Consider the following 15,975-nt stretch of genomic DNA (forward strand, 5'->3'; position numbering starts at 1 on the left):
TTTAACGCGCTGCGAGCACCTCATTACGCAAACGAGAGATGTCCACTTTCAGCGCCCGCGCCAGTGGCACCGCCCATCGCACGCGCCACCTCGTCTGGCAACTTAAAGCCTTGTACGGAGTCGCGCAAATCAACAGCCATTTCGGCCAAGTGTCCAATCGCGCGCGCCGTTGCGTTAGTACCCGCAGAAGTTTGCGAAGTAATCTCTTGGATAACATTCATCGTGTTGGAGATGTGACCCGCAGATGAAGCCTGCTGACGCGCCGCGTTGGAGATGTTTTGAATCAATTCCGCGAGTGTGGTCGATACGTTTTCGATTTCCTCCAGTGCTACACCCGCGTCTTGCGCCAGGCGTGCACCACGCACTACTTCTGCTGTGGTTTGTTCCATCGACGCTACCGCTTCGTTGGTATCCGTCTGGATGGTTTTTACCAGCGCTTCAATCTGTTTGGTTGCTGCTGATGAACGCTCCGCGAGGCGCTGTACCTCATCCGCTACCACCGCGAAGCCTCGACCCGCATCACCCGCCATCGACGCTTGAATCGCGGCGTTTAACGCAAGAATGTTGGTTTGGTCGGCAATATCGTTAATCAACGATACGATATCACCAATTTCTTGTGATGATTCACCGAGACGCTTAATCCGTTTTGAAGTTTCTTGAATCTGATCACGGATATTGTCCATGCCTTGAATGGTGTTCTGTACCACTTCTGCGCCTTTGTTGGCGATAGATACCGACCGCTCCGCTACCGCCGCTGATTCTGCGGCGTTGGCCGATACTTGGTCGATGGTTACTGCCATTTCATTCACCGCCGCCGAGGCGCCGGCAATTTCTTGTGCTTGGTGATCAGACGCTTCTGCCAAGTGCAGCGCAGTACCCTGTGTTTCTTGCGCCGCTGACGATACACGCACCGCTGTGTCATTGATTCGCGATACCAGTACACGCAGGTTGTCGATAGTGAAGTTGATAGAGTCGGCAATCGCGCCCGTAAAATCTTCCGATACCGTTGCCGTGGTAGTTAAGTCACCATCAGCCAAATCGGCCAGCTCATCCAATAAACGCAAAATCGCTGTTTGGTTTCTTTCATTTTCAGACTCTTGCACATGCAAACGGCTACTACCCGAACGCAATAACATTACCGCCATCAACACCATGACAATCAACTACAAAGCGGCAGAAAATATAAAGATCCCGTTCCAGCGCTTGGCATCGGGCAAGTTTGTTGCCGCATCATTCATGTTAGACAGCTCCTGCAGCAATGCAGCAGTGTCAGCCTGCAGCGCATTAGCAGAGGCTTGGCTACTCTCCAAGAACACTTGTTTTGCCGCCGCAATCGAATTAGACGATTCTGAAATTACCTTAAACAGCGCAGCCACTTCATTCAACGATTGCGTTACGCTTGCTTGGTGCGCCATTTGCAAGGAAGCACTCAGTACTTGCCCAAACTTGGCGGCGTCTTCACCCAATTGATCCGCAGCGACCTCCGCATCTTCCGTGCCTGCACTTAATTTATCAATATTGCGTGCAATGCGCTCTGCCAACCACGACTGTGACTGTGCATTTGCTATCTCTTGTGCAGAAGCGCCACTTTGCAACATGCGCTCACCTACAGCCTCATACTGCTCCTGAATTTGCGGAATAGTTTGCTTTAAACGCTCAGAAATATCGTGTACTTGCAACAGAATGGCTTTGTTTTTGTATACCGTTTCACCATCCAGTTTGAGGCGACTCCATGCATCACGGGCCGGCGCAGTTTGATCTGCAATCGCCCCCATCACGGCTTTGTTTTTCGCACCCTCTAGCTCACCCCACAACTGCGCCATGTCGCTCAGTGTTTCATTGGCTTCATCAAAGCTGAGTTCCGCACCCGCAACAGCAAAGCGCAGCGCCTCAACAAAGCGATAGTTCGCCGATCGCAGATCGTCACTCGTTTTGAGAAACCCTTGAATATTTTTATTGGTTTCTTGAATCTTGAAGGCTGATAACCCTAACGCAACCAGCGACAACACCAAAATAACGGACAACACCGATAGCATCGGATTCGCCCGCAAGTTGGCAACAATATTGGTATTTTTATTCATAGTTAGACTCCAACCCCTTGTAAGACTATTGCCCTGTTTAACTGATTCAAAAATTTAATTTCTTGTTTGTCTGATTTACCACTTCTCTTTCGTCAACCCGCTTGTGCGACCTGAAAGAATCTCTCGTCCTGCACCATCTGCCACGGGCTAAAAACCACCCAGCCCCGCGCCCCATCCTCCTGAAAACTACCCTGTAGATACGGCACCATGGCAGGGAAATCGATGCCTGCCATTTCAGATACATAGCTATCGACAGGAAAATGCTGCATCCCGAGGATGCCGTCCACAATCAAGCCACAATAGGTGTCGCCATTTTCAACTACCAGCACGCGACGGTTACGGCGCGGCGCCTCCAATTTTCCACCCAAGTACGCTGCGAGATCCGTCAGTGGCAGCAAACGACCACGCACATTGGCCAAGCCACGCACCCAGTTCTGCACACCGGGCAGCTCCGTATAGGAAGGTAATTCCAACATCTCAGTCACTTCACTCATGGGCGCGACAAACTTCTGCCCAAACAAAGTAAAGCCAATACCACTCCAATGCGGCTTGATATCCAACTGCGAAGGCAAACCCTTGGCGGTGCGCCGCGCGTTGAGCGCTACATCCAGTAGTTTGTTAAACGCTTGTGTCGACCCGCTCATCCCTATGGCTCTCAGCTAATGGCTAGAAAAGTATCGCGCCGCCCATAACTTGGCGCACGGAATCCACTAACTTCTTCTCATCCACTGGCTTCACTAGGTAGCCCTTGGCTCCCTGTCGTTTACCCCACAGTTTGTCGGTCTGTTGGTCTTTGGTGGTGACGATAATCACGGGAATATGCGCAGTCTCAGGCGCCTGGGTCAACTGACGGGTAGCCTGAAAGCCATTAAGGCCAGGCATAACCACATCCATCAACACCAAGTCGGGCAGATGCTTTTTGGCGGCCGCGACACCGTCCATGCCGTTATCCGCTTTGAACACGACAAAGCCATTTTTTTGTAATACGGTTTCCATTTTGTAAGTTTCGGTCGGCGAATCATCGACAATCAATACACTAGCCATGCGCTTCCTCATTTATTTCCAATGCAATACAACCCAAAACTTGGGTAACCACTTAGTCAGCAACAGGGGCACTAAGGTGTGTGTGCTGCTCGATAGCAGCCAACAACTCGTTTTTGCTGAAGAGCTTGGTGAGGTACTGATCCGACCCAACAATCCGTCCTTTGGCTTTATCAAACAAACCATCCTTGGATGACAACATAATGACCGGTGTGGACTTGAACTCGCTGTTATTCTTGATCAGGGCGCAAGTCTGATAGCCGTCTAGGCGCGGCATCATAATGTCCACAAAAATCAGGTCTGGGCGGGTATCGGCAATCTTAGCCAGTGCATCGAAGCCATCTGTCGCAGTGACAACTTTACAACCTGCCTTCTCCAGCAGCGTTTCAGCGGTGCGCCGAATTGTCTTGCTGTCATCAATGATCATGATGGTGAGATCTTCAAACTTATCAGCCATGCTTTTTAGCCCTTACATTATTGTTCGGCATTTCTAACACAGTTTCCCACGGCAATCCACACGCTCCCGCGATATCAGCGACCTACTTTTATCTAATTGAACAATAGCCACTCCTCGGCAGCGGTTCAGTCTGTCGGATAGGTTTGCTACAGTGTGCCGATCTTTTTAATCACTCTCACACTCATGCATAGCACGCTGACGATGCAAACAAAAAAACACCGCACACTGGCTGTCGTCATGGATCCCATCCATGCTATTCACTACAAGAAAGACACAACCTTAGCCATGTTGTGGGCAGCGCAAGACGCGGGCTTCGCGCTGTACTACATGGAGTTGGGTGACCTGCTCCTTCAAGGAGCGCATGCCTACGGCATGATGCGCCCATTCACTGTGCAGCGCGACCCCCAGTGCTGGTTCACACTACAGGAGGGCAGCATCAAACCGCTTGCCGACCTAGATGTTATTTTGATGCGCAAAGATCCTCCATTTGATATGGATTACATCTACGCCACTTATATTCTTGAACGCGCCGCCAAAGAAGGCGTTTTGGTTAGCAACAATCCTGCCGATTTGCGCAACTGTAACGAAAAACTGTTTGCGACAGAATTTTCCCAATGTACACCGCCGCTATTGGTCAGCAGTCGCGCCGATGCACTGCGCGCGTTTCAACAAGAGCACGGCGACATCGTGTTAAAACCGTTGGACGGCATGGGCGGTCGCTCCGTATTTCACATCAAAAATGACGGACAAAATCTCGGCGTAATTATCGAAACCCTGACCAATAGCGGCCAGCATCCGATCATGGCGCAACGCTTTTTGCCTGAAATTGCCGCAGGTGATAAACGCATTTTGATGATAGACGGCGTACCGATTTCACATTGTTTAGCGCGCATCCCCAGCAGCGGCGAGCATCGCGGCAACTTAGCGGCAGGCGGCAGTGGCGAAGTGCGTCCACTCACCGACAGAGATCGCTTCATCGCCGCACAAGTTGCTCCAGAATTAAAACGCCGCCACCTACATTTTGTCGGTTTAGATGTCATCGGCGATTACTTAACAGAAATCAATGTCACCAGCCCCACTTGCCTGCGCGAAATAGAAGCTGCTACCGGCGAAGCAATTGCCACGCGCTACATCCATTGCCTGCAACAAAAACTCGAAGCCAGCGCGCGCTAATGAAAAAAAATCGCCAACGCAAACTCGATCTAGACACAAACAGTCTAGAAACCAACACGAGCAGCAGCACTGCTATTAACACACGCGACAAATTGGTTTTCACTGTATTTGTGGCTTTGATGGTACACGCCGTTGTAATCCTCGGCATCAGCTTCTCTGCCTATGGTCGCTTTCATGCGCGCCCCACTATTGAAGTCACGCTGGCGCAACACATCGACAGAACCGCACCGGACCAAGCCGATTACCAAGCACAATTCAATCAGCAAGCCAGCGGCACACTGGACAAAAAAGCAGAGCTGACCACCGATCAACGCGCCGACTTTTCTGACACCGTCATACGCGAAGTTACGCCAGAAAAACCCAAAGAAAAAGCCATTACCCAGCCCAATAAAAACACGCAGGTCATCACCACACGGCGCGAAACTAACAACAAAATCTCTCAAGATGAGAAAAAGAAAAAAGACGAGCCTATTGTAGAAAATCCAGGTGAAGATACTGAAGAAACCCTTTCCAACAGCGAAATTGCCAGCCTGCAAGCCAAGCTGGCACAACAACGCCAAGCCTACGCCAAACGCCCGCGTGTAAAAACGCTAACCTCCGTAGCAACGCGCGCCAGCGTTGATGCTGAATATTTAAATTTGTGGCAAGAAAAAATTGAACTGATCGGCAACCTCAACTACCCACAGGAAGCGCGGCGCAAAAAAATTTACGGCCAGTTGCGACTGGTGGTTTCACTGCTGCCAGATGGCTCAATACACAATATCGAAATACTGCAATCATCCGGTCAACGCATACTGGACGATGCCGCTATTCGCATCGTGCGTATGGCTGCACCTTTTGCACCTTTCCCTCCCGAGTTGCGCAAAGATGTCGACCGACTGGAAATTATTCGCACTTGGAAATTTGAAAAAGGCGACAGATTGACGAGTGAATAATCAACACGGGTTGCTATTTGCATGAAACTGCTTTCTCCAGATACTCAAGAACAAAGGTCATTAGAAAAATTTTTGCCCTTCTTAATCATTTTTTCTGTATGGGCAATCGCGCGCAGCTATGTGTACTACTACAACTGGCCTTATTTTCTAGAAGATAACGCAGATTATTCTTCGTTCTACATGTGGTATCTGCCCACCGATATTATTCAGCATCGATTTTTAGATTCTATGGTGTATCTGCGTGGCGAACCGCCACTACCACAATTTATTCTTGGTTTATTGATGAAAGGCTTTGGTTGGCCCTTTTTAATTCCAGTGGATTCCTTTTTCTTGTCAGCTCTCACTCTTCTCACTGCATGGATGATGTATGCCGTTCTGGTGCGCTACCATTTTTTGCCCGCGCTTTCTACTATACTGGCAGCAGCGTGGTGCATGTACCCCGCCAACCTCAGCGTAGAAGTGTACGCATTCCCTACCGCTCTCTACGAGGCATTACCCAGTTTTATTTTTGTATTATCGCTATGGCTGTGCCTGCGATGTTTTTCTAATCCACGGATGTCAAACATCTGGCTCTTTGGTTTGGCTGGCGCGATGCTATCGATGTCTCGCTCCACTTTATCGTGGATATTCATACTACCACTCCTCATTTCTTTTTTACTGCCAGGCAATAAAGCACGGATTTTGGCTGGTTGCCTTGCCATTATTTTTCAGTTGCTATGGTCATTAAAAAATTATTCTGTTTATGGGCAGTTTCATTTAGAAACATCATCCGATGTAGGGCAAAATATTTTTAGCGCTGTACTCAACACGGGCCACATCAATGGCTTTTTAGAATACAGTAAACAAAAAAATCCCAACGATACATTTACCTTGTATGGCATTCCGTGTTTATTGGCCTATGACGAAAAGTGCTTAAAACAACAATTGCCTGATGTTCAGCACTTGGATGATGCGCTAAGAGAAAAATTACCCAGTAAAGAACCTTTGTACGGCGAAACCTATTACCAGCATGCACTATCTCAAAAAGTAAAACCCCTCTATGCCGATTATTTGCTGCACAACCCCATAGCTGCACTTAATATCTTACGGCAGTCATACCTGCTATTTTGGGGGGATATTTACTGGCGGATTGGCTATATCAAAGGATTGGATACTGACTCCGTCATACTCGGCGTTAATGCGGCCTTTGAGAAATACAAATGGCTCAATATTCTCGGCATCCATCTGATTGGTATTCCTGTTTTTCTATTTATCGTCTACTGTGTTTTAAGAGGAAAAACCAATAATCAGCGAGTGGCTTTTCTCTATGCTTTTTTAGGGTATGTATATGTGGCCACAATCTCTTCACTGGGTGAATACACCGAAAATACCCGCTACCGTGTTGATGTTGAAGCGCTGGTTTGGCTACTGCCCTTTATGGCATGGCGCTGTATGCGGTCTGCTTTTTTGCAGCGCACTCTCGCACAAAGCCCGCTCGACCAATGAGCGCGCTGACTCTCCTTGCATTTGATTACGGCTTACGCCATATCGGTGTTGCAGTGGGGCAAACATTAATCTCCAGTAGCAATCCTGCTGGCATTGTGCGCGCGCGCGACGGCGTGCCGGACTGGAACGCCGTCGCAAAACTGATCAAGGAGTGGCAGCCGCAGTTGTTACTGGTGGGTTTGCCACTGAACATGGATGGCACAGACAGTCCGATGTCGCTGCGTGCGCGCAAGTTTTCGCGTCAACTGCAAGAAAAACACAAAGTTGCGGTGGAGTTGGTCGACGAACGCTTAAGCAGTTTTGCCGCCAAACAAACGCGCAAAGAAACGCAGAGTAGTATAGATTTTGGTAGAGATACTGTAGACGCCGAAGCCGCTTGTATTATCCTGCAGGATTACTACAACCGCACTCCGGCTACGCCACAACAGTAGTGGTTATTTAAAATGATTTCGGTCGTAACTTTTTTCCGGTTCCATCCACTGATTTAGCGTCAGCACATTGGCATCAGTCAGCGTACCGGCAGTTTGCAGCAAACGCAGTGTGTCCAAAATAAACTGATAGCGTGCCGTGGAGTAAGAAAGCTTCACGCGATACAAGCGCTGCTCTGCATCCAGCAAATCAACAATATTGCGTGTGCCAACCTCATAACCGGCTTGCGTGGCATCCAATGCACTTTGCGCTGACACAATGGCCTGCTTCTGCGCAGCCACGCGTTGAATATCTGTTGTGACTGCCAAATGGTACGAACGCGCGCCCTGTACCACAGAACGCTGACTGTCCGTTAATTGTTCTTCCGCGGCAATTTGTTGTTGATACGCTTGGCGACGCGCAGCACTGACACCGCCGCCACTGTACAAAGGAATGCGCAAATTCAATGCAACAGTGTTGCCATTCATGTCGTCATTCATAGAGCCAAAACCATTGCCGTAATTGATGTCGCCATCGCTATTGCTGTGTTGGAAAGAGCCATACAAAGTCGGCAAATGCGCTGAGCGGCGTGCTTTAGCATTTTCACGCGAAGCATCCACTGCGAGCGTTGCCACACTCAACCTAGGGTTGTTTTCTAACGCCAATTTTTCCCATTCAGCTTGCGCTTCTGGCTGTAACATTTTTACCGGAAGGTCTGCTGACAAAGGTGCAATTTTTTCGACGCGTTGACCGGTGAGTTGTTCAACTGCTTCAAACGCTATACCGATATTACCGAGCGCGCTCAAGGTCTCAACATGTGTGCTGTCGAAAGTTGCTTGCGATTCCTGTACATCGGTAATGGCTATTAGGCCAACATCAAATCGCTGTTTTGCTTGCTCCAATTGGCGTTCTATCGCTTTTTCTTGCGCCAATGCGGTTTGATATGTGTCGATTGCATGCAGCACACCAATGTAGACATCGACCACACGCACCATAAATTCCATTTCATCGACGCGATACTGGGCATCGGCTTGTTCACCTATTTTTTTCCCTTTTTGGAAGTCGTACCACTGCTCCATATTGAACAGCGTTTGTGTAACCGTAAGATTGCTGCTGGTGATGTTGGAGCGCACATTGTCACAATCGCTAACGCCTGTACTTGCTCCGGAACAGCGATAGCCCTGAATGTGATTTTTGGATTTCGACTTTGTTGCGCCCAGTTCTGCTTGTGGTAATAACGGCGCTTTATAGATATTGCCCGTCTCGCGTCCCGCTGCCGCCTGTGCTGCCTGCGATTTCAAACGCGCATCATTTTGTCGCGCACTTTGAAAAACCTGTTCCAGCGTTTCGGCGTGCAACGCACCACTCATAGAAACGCACAACAGCGCCAGCGCACTCGCTTGTAAAATCTTTTTTTGCCAGCCCAATTTTTGCACATTACGCAGCATATCTATTTCTCGTGAGAGCCATTGGTGTGAGTCGGTCAGTCTAGCAAAGGACCGCTCCCTATAGGTGCAGGCTGTTTTAAGGGATAACCGTGAGAGCATTCGCTCGTGAACACCTCTTGAGCCAGTGCTACACTGCCTCACCATTGCTCGGGGTGCTGCAATTTGCGGCTGAGAGAAACCCGTCCACCTGATCCGGATAATGCCGGCGTAGGAAAGCAGAAACCATGTCGCAGCCCTCTGAACAAACCACCCCGCCCCGCGTACTGAGCATCGCCGGTTCAGACAGCAGCGGCGGCGCGGGCATTCAAGCCGACCTCAAAACTATCAGCGCCTGCGGTGCTTACGCACTCACCGCCATCACCGCCATCACGGCACAAGATCCTGATGGTGTGCAAGCCGTGTGGCCTGTCAGCGAAGAACAACTGCGCCAGCAGATCGACTGCGCGCTGCGCTACACCCCCGCCGCCATCAAGCTGGGCATGCTCGGCAACGCCGCCTTGGTGCAGGTGGTGTGCGACTGTTTAGCCGCGCAGCCGCACATCCCCGTGATTGCCGACACCGTGATCCGCGCCAGCAGCGGTGCTGCGCTGTTGGATGATGCCGGCGTACAACTGCTGCGCGACCACTTGCTGCCGCGCACCCAGCTCATCACCCCCAATCGTCAAGAAGCGCGCGCATTATTTGGCGATGACGATGAGCGCACACTGCAAACTTGGGTACGACAACACCGAGTGCCGCTGTTGCTGACCGGTGGCGACAGCGGTTTGAGTATCGCTGACGAGCCGCGCTTCTGCACCGATGTGTTGATTACGGCGGACACTATCGAACACCTCACTGCGCCGCGCATCGACACAGCCAATCATCACGGCACCGGTTGCACGCTGAGTGCAGCCTTGGCGAGTTTTATCGCGCACGGTTTTTCAGTAGTGGAAGCTGTGCAATACGCGCGCCAGTTTGTGCAACAGGCGTTGCGCGCTAGTGCAACACAACGCTGGCCCGGCCACGGACCACTGCATCACTTTTTTGCTTTCGGCCAACGCGCCGTTTCGGAGACTGCACCATGACACCACCTATCGCCGCTGAAAAAATGCTGTCGGATACCGCACAAGTGGATTCCGCATCCGTTGCGCCTTTATCCGGCTCGCGCAAAATTTATCTCACCGGCAGCCGCCCCGATATTCGCGTGCCGATGCGCGAAATTTCACTGACGGATACGCAACTCGCCAACGGCGTAGAAAAAAATGCGCCGATACGCGTGTACGACACTTCCGGCCCTTACACCGATCCCGCTGTCAAAATTGATGTGCGCCAAGGCTTGCCCGATGTGCGCAGCGCGTGGATTTTGGAGCGCGATGACACCGAATTGCTGCAAGGTTCCAGCTCGACTTACACCAACGAGCGATTGAGCGACAGCAATCTTGCACATTTGCGTTTTCGCCATTTGCGCGTGCCGCGCCGCGCCAAAGCGGGGAAAAATGTGTCGCAGATGCACTACGCAAGGCAAGGCATCATCACGCCGGAAATGGAATACATTGCGATTCGCGAGAATATGAAGCGCGCGCAATTAGCCGAAGCCGCTGCGCTGGATTATCAACACGCCGGTCACTCATTCGGCGCGGCGATTCCGAAAGAAATTACGCCAGAGTTTGTGCGCGAAGAAATAGCGCGCGGTCGCGCAATTATTCCGGCCAACATCAACCATGTGGAATTGGAGCCAATGATTATTGGCCGCAATTTTTTGGTAAAAATTAACGGCAATATCGGAAACTCGGCGCTTGGCTCTTCCATCGAAGAAGAAGTCGCCAAATTGACCTGGGGTATCCGCTGGGGTGCGGACACCATGATGGATTTGTCCACCGGCAAAAATATTCACGAAACGCGCGAGTGGATTATTCGCATTCACCCGTGCCGGTGGGCACGGTGCCCATTTATCAAGCCCTAGAAAAAGTGGATGGCATTGCAGAAAACTTAACTTGGGAAATTTTCCGCGACACTTTGATTGAGCAAGCAGAACAGGGCGTGGATTATTTCACGATTCACGCTGGTGTGTTGTTGCGCTATGTACCGCTCACCGCCAATCGCACTACGGGTATTGTGTCGCGCGGCGGTTCTATTATGGCGAAGTGGTGTCTCGCGCATCACAAAGAAAATTTTCTGTACACTCACTTCGAAGAAATCTGCGAAATCATGAAAGCCTACGACGTGAGTTTTTCACTCGGCGATGGCTTGCGCCCAGGCTCGGTTGCCGATGCCAACGACGCCGCACAATTTGGCGAATTGGAAACACTAGGCGAATTGACGCAAATTGCATGGAAACACGATGTGCAAGTGATGATTGAAGGGCCTGGCCATGTGCCGATGCACATGGTGAAAGAAAATATGGACAAGCAATTAAAGCATTGCGACGAAGCGCCGTTTTACACACTGGGGCCACTGGTCACCGATATCGCGCCCGGTTACGACCACATCACTTCCGGCATCGGCGCGGCAATGATCGGCTGGTTTGGTTGCGCGATGCTGTGTTATGTCACACCGAAAGAACATTTGGGCTTGCCTAACAAAGAAGATGTAAAAACCGGCATCATCACTTACAAAATTGCGGCGCACGCGGCTGATCTCGCCAAAGGGCATCCTGGCGCGCAATTGCGTGACAATGCATTGTCTAAAGCGCGTTTCGAGTTTCGTTGGGAAGATCAATTCAATTTGGGATTAGACCCAGATACCGCGCGTAGTTTCCACGACGAAACCCTGCCGAAAGAATCGGCGAAAGTCGCGCATTTTTGTTCGATGTGCGGACCAAAGTTTTGCTCCATGAAAATCACGCAAGATGTGCGCGATTACGCCGCCTCACAAGGCTACGATGTCAAAGGCGCGGATACAGTGCGCATGATTGATGTAGAAAATGAAATGGCGGAGAAATCGCGTGAGTTCCGCGAAACCGGCAGCGCGATTTATCACAAAGTGTGACATGCAAGAAAACTTCGATCACACGGATATAAAAATCCAACACACGGAAACCGTGTTCAGCGGTTTCTTTCGTGTGTTGCGCTATCGTTTAACGCATTCCTTATTCAATGGCGGTTGCAGCGCGCCTATCACGCGCGAATTGTTTGCGCGAGGCGATTCCGTGGGCGTGTTGTTGTATGACGCGCAGCGCGATTGCGTGACACTGGCGCAACAATTTCGCATTGGCTGTCTCGACAACGAACACGGCGCCTGGGTGTGGGAAGTGGTCGCCGGCATGGTGAAACCGGATGAAACGGCCGAGGATGTAGCGGTGCGCGAAGTAGCAGAAGAAACGGGACTGCATATCACGGCTGATTGTTTGCAACCCATCGCGCGCTACTACAGCAGCCCCGGTGGCACGGATGAACGCCTGCAATTGTTTTGCGCATTGTGCGAACTGCCCGAAGATCTCGACGGCATCCACGGCTTGCCCGAAGAGGGCGAAGATATTCGCGTGCGCCGCTTTGCCGCGCCCCAAGTGTTTGATGCTATGCTTGCCGGAACAATCAATAACGCCGCGAGCATCATTGCCTTGCAATGGTTGCAGATAAATCGAGATGCATTGCGGCAACGAGCGACTCTAAATGATCTACCAGTTCGATAAAGCAGCTCCCATCCATTTGTTACAAATCACGGACTGCCATATCCACAATGAGCCTCATCGCCTGCTGTCTGGCGTCAACACTTACCACAGCCTCACACAAGTTATTGATGGCGTACTGACCAGCAACAACCAACACGCCGATCTCGCCTTAATTACGGGCGATCTCACGCACGAAGGCGACGAACGCGCTTATCGCCTGCTACAAGAGCAACTCAACCGTCTGCCTATGCCGTTTTTTTGGCTGCCCGGCAATCACGACCACTTGGCACCAATGGCGAACACCGCCAGCAGTGAGCGCCAACAAGCGAAACAATTGCTGCTACAGAATTGGCAGATTCTGTTGCTGGATACGCATGTCGAAGATGAAGTGGGCGGCGCAGTGAGTCAAAGTGAATTAACTTGGCTCGCCACCGCACTGCGCGAACACCCCGACAAGCACGCAGCTATTTTTATGCACCACCCGCTGTTGCCCGTCGGCTGCGCTTGGTTGGATCCGCAGCGTATCGCCAATGCCGAACAAGTGTTGACGCTGTTTGATAACACGCCGCAACTGCGCGTGGTGTGCAACGGCCATGTACACCAAGAAAACGATATACAACGCCTGCGCTACCGTCTGCTGTCTACGCCATCCACCTGCATACAATTCAAACGCAATAGCGCAGATTATGCCGAAGATGATTTCCCGCCCGGCTACCGCCGTTTTGTGCTGCACGCCGACGGGAATTTTGAAACAGAAGTGGTGCGCGTGGGCGAGTTGGTACGCGATGCCAATGCGCCGCGCGGTTACGACGAGTTCAACTGATTTTTGCAGCATGTCATTTTCTATTGTTTACATACACGGCTTTAACAGCTCGCCGCAATCGCATAAAGCACAACAATTTCAGCGGTGGATTGCTGCACAGCATCCAGAAATCACACTGCACATCCCAGCGCTCAAACCGTTTCCGCTGGATGCCATAAAACAGCTAGAAGATTTAACCGCCCTTGCGCCGCAAAACACCGGTTTTATCGGCAGCTCACTGGGCGGCTTTTATGCAGTTTACTTGGCAGAAAAATTTCAGGCGCGCGCAGTGTTGATCAATCCTGCTGTGCGTCCGTTTGATTCGCTGGCGCAATACTTAGGCGAGAATAAAAACTTTCACACACAAGAAAGTTATGTGTTAACACAGCAACATGTTGATGATTTGCGTGCGCTGTATGTTGCCGCACCTACACATCCTGAGCATTTGCTTCTGCTCACGCAAACAGGTGATGAAACGCTGAACTTTCGTGAGGCTGTAACGCATTTTCAGCGCAGCCCAGCGGTGATTGAATACGGCGGCGATCACGCTTTTCAACACGCGGAAAAACATTTTCAACACATGCTGTCTTTTCTACAGCAAACCACTCGCCTCTAACAATCACACGCCATCGTATTGCGCGTAGTACGCCGCAAGATAGTCTTCAAAACTTTGCGCTACCGGCTCTGCCTCCGCCGCACTCTGTTGTTGTGAAGAGGCTTGTGCCATATCAACAAAATAGTTCTGTTGTTCTTCTGACAGCGTCTGCGTAGAAAAATAGTTGGCGTGCTGTTGCGCCAATTCACCAGTCAATTGGAAGAATGATTTTTCAGACGCGCGCATATCCTGCAACACGCGCGCAGAAGTTGTGAGTTGGTTGTCTCGCAGTTTTTGGTATTGCAAGTCCACGCTATTACTGTAATGCGTGGTTTCGTAGGCGTGATCCAGCAACTGTGCACTCTGTGAAATTTCATCTTGCATCTGCAGTGCCCACTGCAACACGCTACGCTGCTCGCCACCCACTTCCAGCAGCAAACTGGGATCGCGGCCGCGCTCTACCACCGCCGCCTGATTGCGCGCCAATTGCACATATTCTTCTTCGTCGGTGAGCGGGCTATCGCTCAGCAAACACCACAACAAAAACACTTCAATAGACATCCATCCCCAAAGGTAAATACGGATCCAGATCCAAACAGCGCACTTCGATGTATTCCACACCGCGCTCATGCAGGGCGCGGATTGGTGTTTCACCGGATCGCACCACACGCTTGGGACGAATGGTGCTGTAAAACTCGTTTTCGATCTGCAACAAACTGGTGCTGAGTTGTCGATAGTGACCATCAGCATCACGCACACCGATTTTTTCATACGGCGCGTAAGGCGTTATCAAACCTTTTTTTAGCGTTTGAATATAACTGGGCAAACCGTTGTAGCACACCATCAAAGCGGCTTGCGCATCGCTTTGATAGCCCAGGCCACCCATGCGCAAAGAAGTAGCAAATGGCAAATGCAAACTATTACCACTGCCATCAAACGACGCCAGATGATGTTGGCGTTCTTGCACAAAGCTGGCACACAGCGCCGGTGACGCACCAAATAAATACAACAACAACCATAAGTGACGGCGAAAATTTCGAATCAAATCAAAATAGCGGCGCGTTTTAAAATCTTGTAACGCGCCGTTGTTGCCTTCTTGTTGTTGCAAAAATACCCAAAACGCATCGGAAAACGAAACATTGTAATGAATGCCGGCAATCGCCTGCATGCTTCTACCGTAGCGATGTCCTAAGCCTTCGCGATACGCCGTTTTCATGCGTGCAGTATGTGTGCTGCCGTATTGCGCCAAAGGAATGCTGTTATCACCGCCCAACACACAAGGCATGCTGGCGGGCCAAATTTTTTCGTTCTGCTGTTGCAATACGCTGTTGGTATAAACATGTATGCGCTGCAGCCACGCCAACGCCTCTTCCATCGTATTGCACGCCGGCGTAATAAACTCTAACAAGGCTTCGGAAAAATCGGTGGTGATATTGGGATGTTTGAGCGCAGAACCCAAAGCGGCGGGATGCGCTGTCTGCGCCAAGCTTCCATCTGGCGTAACGCGCAGACTTTCTTTTTCGATACCGCGCCGTATACCGCGCAGCAGTTGATAGCGATCGCCTTGCTGCAACGCAGAAAAACGCTGTTCAAAAATACTCATGCTTCCAGCGATCCCTGTACAGAATCGCCTGCAATTTCTGTTGTTTCCTCCAGTACACTTTCTGTCTCTTCATCCTCCAACGGCGCCGCTTCTGGCTCATCAAAGGTCACCGGCGCAGAGCGGCGCGCCGGCTCCGCATCACCCAATAACGGAATATCTTTGTCATTCAATGGACACTGCAACAACACCAAACGCTGCTCTATATCGCGCGCGTTGTTTTCGATCATGTGGTTCAGCGCCACATCGCGGTGCGGAGAACGCCAAGCAGCAGCAGGTTCACTGTCATCCAACCACTGCCCCTGTTTGCCGAGAAACAAACCCTGCTGATTGCTGATGACAAACACTTCTTTCATAACTG

At 50.8% G+C, this 15,975-nt stretch carries 13 protein-coding genes, 3 pseudogenes and 1 riboswitch; of the genes and pseudogenes, 9 read left to right on the forward strand and 7 right to left on the reverse strand.

Translation table 11 applies throughout. The annotated features are described in order from the left end of the window. Nucleotides 1–23: 23 nt before the first annotated feature. From IPK30_04385 to pilG, 4 genes and pseudogenes are all read right to left on the reverse strand, one after another. Nucleotides 24–2,081 (reverse strand): annotated as a pseudogene (locus IPK30_04385) (methyl-accepting chemotaxis protein). Between the two features lie 92 nt (nucleotides 2,082–2,173). Continuing rightward, nucleotides 2,174–2,725, reverse strand: coding sequence for a chemotaxis protein CheW (locus IPK30_04390; protein ID MBK8102527.1), 552 nt, complete (start codon nucleotides 2,723–2,725; stop codon nucleotides 2,174–2,176). Between the two features lie 22 nt (nucleotides 2,726–2,747). Further along, complete coding sequence (locus IPK30_04395; protein MBK8102528.1) at nucleotides 2,748–3,125, reverse strand: response regulator; 378 nt, start codon at nucleotides 3,123–3,125, stop codon at nucleotides 2,748–2,750. A gap of 52 nt (nucleotides 3,126–3,177) precedes the next feature. After that, the gene (gene pilG / locus IPK30_04400) at nucleotides 3,178–3,579 is read right to left on the reverse strand and encodes a twitching motility response regulator PilG (GenBank protein MBK8102529.1); all 402 of its coding nucleotides are present in this window, start codon (nucleotides 3,577–3,579) and stop codon (nucleotides 3,178–3,180) included. A gap of 201 nt (nucleotides 3,580–3,780) precedes the next feature. On the opposite strand from pilG, the gene gshB reads away from it, so the two are divergent. Genes gshB through ruvX form a run of 4 tightly spaced genes read left to right on the forward strand, consistent with a single transcriptional unit; the run spans nucleotide 3,781 to nucleotide 7,603 of the window. Then, complete coding sequence (gshB, locus tag IPK30_04405; GenBank protein ID MBK8102530.1) at nucleotides 3,781–4,752, forward strand: glutathione synthase; 972 nt, start codon at nucleotides 3,781–3,783, stop codon at nucleotides 4,750–4,752. Continuing rightward, nucleotides 4,752–5,687 carry an energy transducer TonB gene (locus IPK30_04410; protein MBK8102531.1) on the forward strand — a complete coding sequence of 312 codons (936 nt, stop codon included), beginning with the start codon at nucleotides 4,752–4,754 and terminating at the stop codon, nucleotides 5,685–5,687. The genes gshB and IPK30_04410 overlap by 1 nt, the downstream gene beginning before the upstream one ends. 21 nt (nucleotides 5,688–5,708) lie before the next feature. Next, nucleotides 5,709–7,172: a hypothetical protein gene (locus tag IPK30_04415; protein MBK8102532.1), complete on the forward strand. Its 1,464-nt coding sequence runs from the start codon at nucleotides 5,709–5,711 to the stop codon at nucleotides 7,170–7,172. After that, nucleotides 7,169–7,603 (forward strand): Holliday junction resolvase RuvX, encoded by a 435-nt coding sequence (gene ruvX, locus IPK30_04420; protein MBK8102533.1) that lies wholly within the window; start codon nucleotides 7,169–7,171, stop codon nucleotides 7,601–7,603. Before IPK30_04415 ends, ruvX begins: the two co-directional genes overlap by 4 nt. A gap of 3 nt (nucleotides 7,604–7,606) precedes the next feature. Here the strand turns inward: ruvX and IPK30_04425 are convergent, their stop codons facing one another. Continuing rightward, the gene (locus IPK30_04425; GenBank protein MBK8102534.1) at nucleotides 7,607–9,028 is read right to left on the reverse strand and encodes a TolC family outer membrane protein; all 1,422 of its coding nucleotides are present in this window, start codon (nucleotides 9,026–9,028) and stop codon (nucleotides 7,607–7,609) included. A 138-nt stretch (nucleotides 9,029–9,166) separates the two neighbouring features. Next, nucleotides 9,167–9,259, forward strand: a riboswitch (TPP riboswitch). On the opposite strand from IPK30_04425, the gene thiD reads away from it, so the two are divergent. From thiD to IPK30_04450, 5 genes and pseudogenes are all read left to right on the forward strand, one after another. Next, complete coding sequence (gene thiD, locus IPK30_04430) at nucleotides 9,253–10,092, forward strand: bifunctional hydroxymethylpyrimidine kinase/phosphomethylpyrimidine kinase (protein MBK8102535.1); 840 nt, start codon at nucleotides 9,253–9,255, stop codon at nucleotides 10,090–10,092. (Overlaps the previous riboswitch by 7 nt.) Before the next feature lie 23 nt (nucleotides 10,093–10,115). After that, nucleotides 10,116–11,995 (forward strand): annotated as a pseudogene (gene thiC / locus IPK30_04435) (phosphomethylpyrimidine synthase ThiC). Between the two features lies 1 nt (nucleotide 11,996). Further along, nucleotides 11,997–12,638: an NUDIX domain-containing protein gene (locus IPK30_04440; GenBank protein MBK8102536.1), complete on the forward strand. Its 642-nt coding sequence runs from the start codon at nucleotides 11,997–11,999 to the stop codon at nucleotides 12,636–12,638. Next, entirely contained in the window at nucleotides 12,619–13,440 is an 822-nt protein-coding gene (cpdA, locus tag IPK30_04445) for a 3',5'-cyclic-AMP phosphodiesterase (GenBank protein MBK8102537.1), read from the forward strand. Before IPK30_04440 ends, cpdA begins: the two co-directional genes overlap by 20 nt. Nucleotides 13,441–13,450: 10 nt before the next feature. After that, the gene (locus IPK30_04450; GenBank protein MBK8102538.1) at nucleotides 13,451–14,035 is read left to right on the forward strand and encodes an esterase YqiA; all 585 of its coding nucleotides are present in this window, start codon (nucleotides 13,451–13,453) and stop codon (nucleotides 14,033–14,035) included. A 3-nt stretch (nucleotides 14,036–14,038) separates the two neighbouring features. Here the strand turns inward: IPK30_04450 and IPK30_04455 are convergent. Further along, nucleotides 14,039–15,617: pseudogene (locus IPK30_04455) on the reverse strand (glutamate--cysteine ligase). Further along, complete coding sequence (locus tag IPK30_04460) at nucleotides 15,614–15,970, reverse strand: hypothetical protein (protein MBK8102539.1); 357 nt, start codon at nucleotides 15,968–15,970, stop codon at nucleotides 15,614–15,616. The pseudogene IPK30_04455 and the gene IPK30_04460 overlap by 4 nt, the downstream one beginning before the upstream one ends. Between the last annotated feature and the right edge of the window lie 5 nt (nucleotides 15,971–15,975).

The organism is Cellvibrionales bacterium (assembly GCA_016713115.1).
GTDB lineage: Bacteria > Pseudomonadota > Gammaproteobacteria > Pseudomonadales > UBA7239 > UBA7239.

Coding starts and splice junctions, on each gene's coding strand:
- gshB (MBK8102530.1), top strand. CDS start 3,781: ATGCAAACAAAAAAACACCGCACACTGGCTGTCGTCATGGATCCCATC.
- IPK30_04460 (MBK8102539.1), bottom strand. CDS start 15,970: ATGAAAGAAGTGTTTGTCATCAGCAATCAGCAGGGTTTGTTTCTCGGC.
- IPK30_04410 (MBK8102531.1), top strand. CDS start 4,752: ATGAAAAAAAATCGCCAACGCAAACTCGATCTAGACACAAACAGTCTA.
- IPK30_04450 (MBK8102538.1), top strand. CDS start 13,451: ATGTCATTTTCTATTGTTTACATACACGGCTTTAACAGCTCGCCGCAA.
- IPK30_04425 (MBK8102534.1), bottom strand. CDS start 9,028: ATGCTGCGTAATGTGCAAAAATTGGGCTGGCAAAAAAAGATTTTACAA.
- pilG (MBK8102529.1), bottom strand. CDS start 3,579: ATGGCTGATAAGTTTGAAGATCTCACCATCATGATCATTGATGACAGC.
- thiD (MBK8102535.1), top strand. CDS start 9,253: ATGTCGCAGCCCTCTGAACAAACCACCCCGCCCCGCGTACTGAGCATC.
- IPK30_04415 (MBK8102532.1), top strand. CDS start 5,709: ATGAAACTGCTTTCTCCAGATACTCAAGAACAAAGGTCATTAGAAAAA.
- ruvX (MBK8102533.1), top strand. CDS start 7,169: ATGAGCGCGCTGACTCTCCTTGCATTTGATTACGGCTTACGCCATATC.
- cpdA (MBK8102537.1), top strand. CDS start 12,619: ATGATCTACCAGTTCGATAAAGCAGCTCCCATCCATTTGTTACAAATC.
- IPK30_04395 (MBK8102528.1), bottom strand. CDS start 3,125: ATGGCTAGTGTATTGATTGTCGATGATTCGCCGACCGAAACTTACAAA.
- IPK30_04440 (MBK8102536.1), top strand. CDS start 11,997: ATGCAAGAAAACTTCGATCACACGGATATAAAAATCCAACACACGGAA.
- IPK30_04390 (MBK8102527.1), bottom strand. CDS start 2,725: ATGAGCGGGTCGACACAAGCGTTTAACAAACTACTGGATGTAGCGCTC.